The 3,245-nt window shown below is 48.8% G+C and carries 2 rRNA genes; both read left to right on the forward strand.

From position 1 onward, the window contains the following. The first annotated feature begins 85 nt into the window (after nucleotides 1-85). Nucleotides 86-2,944 (forward strand): 23S ribosomal RNA (locus AAEY88_RS12435). Nucleotides 2,945-3,124: 180 nt separating this feature from the next. Then, nucleotides 3,125-3,238, forward strand: a 5S ribosomal RNA gene (rrf, locus tag AAEY88_RS12440). Nucleotides 3,239-3,245: the final 7 nt, after the last annotated feature.

Genomic DNA, 3,245 nt, shown 5'->3' on the forward strand with positions numbered 1-3,245 from the left:
TAGGTGATATCGTTATCATAATTAGACTGTTATAACACTTAGGAATCTGAATCTATTTATAGATAAAGACTACTTGGGGTTGTATGGTCAAGTAATGAAGCGCACATGGTGGATGCCTTGGCAGTCAGAGGCGATGAAAGACGTGACAGCCTGCGATAAGTTTCGGGGAGGCGGCAATATCCTGTGATCCGGAAATTTCTGAATGGGGAAACCCACTTACCATAAGGTAGGTATCCTAATTTATTAGGAAGCGAACGAGGGGAAGTGAAACATCTCAGTACCCTTAGGAAAAGACATCAAATGAGATTCCCCAAGTAGCGGCGAGCGAACGGGGAGAAGCCGATTGACTCTAGTGTAGAAGAACAGCGTGGGAAAGCTGACCGTAGTAGGTGATAGTCCTGTATTCGAAACACTAGATGATACATATTAAGTAGAGCGGGACACGAGAAATCCTGTTTGAAGATGGGGGGACCATCCTCCAAGGCTAAATACTCCTGACTGACCGATAGTGAACCAGTACCGTGAGGGAAAGGCGAAAAGAACCCCTGTGAGGGGAGTGAAATAGAACCTGAAACCGTGTGCGTACAAGCAGTGGGAGCCTTAATTTATTAGGGTGACCGCGTACCTTTTGTATAATGGGTCAGCGACTTATATTCTGTAGCGAGGTTAACCATTTAGGGGAGCCGTAGGGAAACCGAGTCTTAATAGGGCGATTAGTTGCAGGGTATAGACCCGAAACCGAGTGATCTATCCATGAGCAGGTTGAAAGTGCCGTAACAGGCACCGGAGGACCGAACCCACTATCGTTGAAAAGCTAGGGGATGACTTGTGGATAGGGGTGAAAGGCTAATCAAACTCGGTGATAGCTGGTTCTCCCCGAAAGCTATTTAGGTAGCGCCTCGGACGAACACCATTGGGGGTAGAGCACTGTTTCGGCTAGGGGGTCATACCGACTTACCAAACCGATGCAAACTCCGAATACCGATGAGTGATATCCGGGAGACACACGGCGGGTGCTAACGTCCGTCGTGGAGAGGGAAACAACCCAGACCGCCAGCTAAGGCCCCAAATTCCTAGTTAAGTGGGAAACGAGGTGGGAAGGCATAGACAGCTAGGAGGTTGGCTTAGAAGCAGCCATCCTTTAAAGAAAGCGTAATAGCTCACTAGTCGAGTCGGCCCGCGCGGAAGATGTAACGGGGCTCAAACTAGGAGCCGAAGCTGCGGATTTGAAACTTGTTTTCAAGTGGTAGGGGAGCGTTGTGTAAGCCTGTGAAGGTGTGTCGTAAGGCATGCTGGAGGTATCACAAGAGCGAATGCTGACGTGAGTAACGATAATGCGAGTGAAAAGCTCGCACGCCGGAAGATCAAGGGTTCCAGTCCAACGTTAATCGGGGCTGGGTGAGTCGACCCCTAAGGCGAGGCCGAAAGGCGTAGTCGATGGGAAATCAGTTAATATTCTGATACTTGTTTATAATGCGATGGAGGGACGGAGAAGGTTATGCCAGCCTGGCGATGGTTGTCCAGGTGAAAGGATGTAGGTTTACAGTTTAGGCAAATCCGGACTGTTTTATACCGAGATCTGATAGCAAGCTGTACTTGTACAGTGAAGTGGCAAATACCATGCTTCCAGGAAAAGCTTCTAAGCAATAGTTATAAACGAATCGTACCCTAAACCGACACAGGTGATCAGGTAGAGAATACCAAGGCGCTTGAGAGAACTCTGCTGAAGGAACTAGGCAAAATGGTACCGTAACTTCGGGAGAAGGTACGCTGCTGATGGTGAAGGACTTGCTCCGTAAGCTATTGGCAGTCGCAGATACCAGGCTGCTGCAACTGTTTATTAAAAACACAGCACTCTGCAAACACGAAAGTGGACGTATAGGGTGTGATGCCTGCCCGGTGCTGGAAGGTTAATTGATGGGGTTAGCGTAAGCGAAGCTCTTGATCGAAGCCCCAGTAAACGGCGGCCGTAACTATAACGGTCCTAAGGTAGCGAAATTCCTTGTCGGGTAAGTTCCGACCTGCACGAATGGCATAATGATGGCAGCGCTGTCTCCAGCAGAGACTCAGTGAAATCGAAATCGCAGTGAAGATGCTGTGTACCCGCGGCTAGACGGAAAGACCCCGTGAACCTTTACTACAGCTTTACATTGAACTTTGACCTGACTTGTGCAGGATAGGTGGGAGGCTTTGAAGCCGAGACGCTAGTCTTGGTGGAGCCAATCTTGAAATACCACCCTGGTCATGTCGGGGTTCTAACTCAGGTATAACAATACCGAGGACAATGTATGGTGGGTAGTTTGACTGGGGCGGTCTCCTCCTAAAGAGTAACGGAGGAGTACGAAGGTGCGCTCAGAACGGTCGGAAATCGTTCATAGAGTATAAAGGCAAAAGCGCGCTTAACTGCGAGACCCACAAGTCGAGCAGGTACGAAAGTAGGTCTTAGTGATCCGGTGGTTCTGTATGGAAGGGCCATCGCTCAACGGATAAAAGGTACTCTGGGGATAACAGGCTGATACCGCCCAAGAGTTCATATCGACGGCGGTGTTTGGCACCTCGATGTCGGCTCATCTCATCCTAGGGCTGAAGCAGGTCCTAAGGGTATGGCTGTTCGCCATTTAAAGAGGTACGCGAGCTGGGTTTAGAACGTCGTGAGACAGTTCGGTCCCTATCTACCGTGGGCGTTGGAAATTTGAGAGGATCTGCTCCTAGTACGAGAGGACCAGAGTGGACGAACCTCTGGTGTTCGGGTTGTCACGCCAGTGGCATTGCCCGGTAGCTACGTTCGGATGGGATAACCGCTGAAAGCATCTAAGCGGGAAGCCCACCTCAAGATTAGATTTCCCTAAAGAGCCGTTGAAGACTACGACGTTGATAGGCAGGGTGTGGAAGCACAGCGATGTGTGTAGCTAACCTGTACTAATTGCTCGTTTGGCTTGACCATACAACACCCAAGTGGTTTGTATCAAAGCTCTAATTAATCTATCTTGTATAGCTAAATGCTATAGAATATAAATATATTTCGATATCACCTTAAACCTTGATTCAGTTAGGTTTATGTTGACAGGCTTTAAGATAAAACTTGAAGTCAATAACAACAACAGACTCATATCTAACCCCCTTTGCTGACGACAATAGCGCGATGGCCCCACCTGATCCCTTCCCGAACTCAGAAGTGAAACATCGTTGCGCCAATGGTAGTGTGGTTCGCCCATGTGAGAGTAGGTCATCGTCAGCTCTCTATT

This window comes from Psychrobacter sp. CAL346-MNA-CIBAN-0220 (assembly GCF_040309805.1).
Lineage (GTDB): Bacteria > Pseudomonadota > Gammaproteobacteria > Pseudomonadales > Moraxellaceae > Psychrobacter.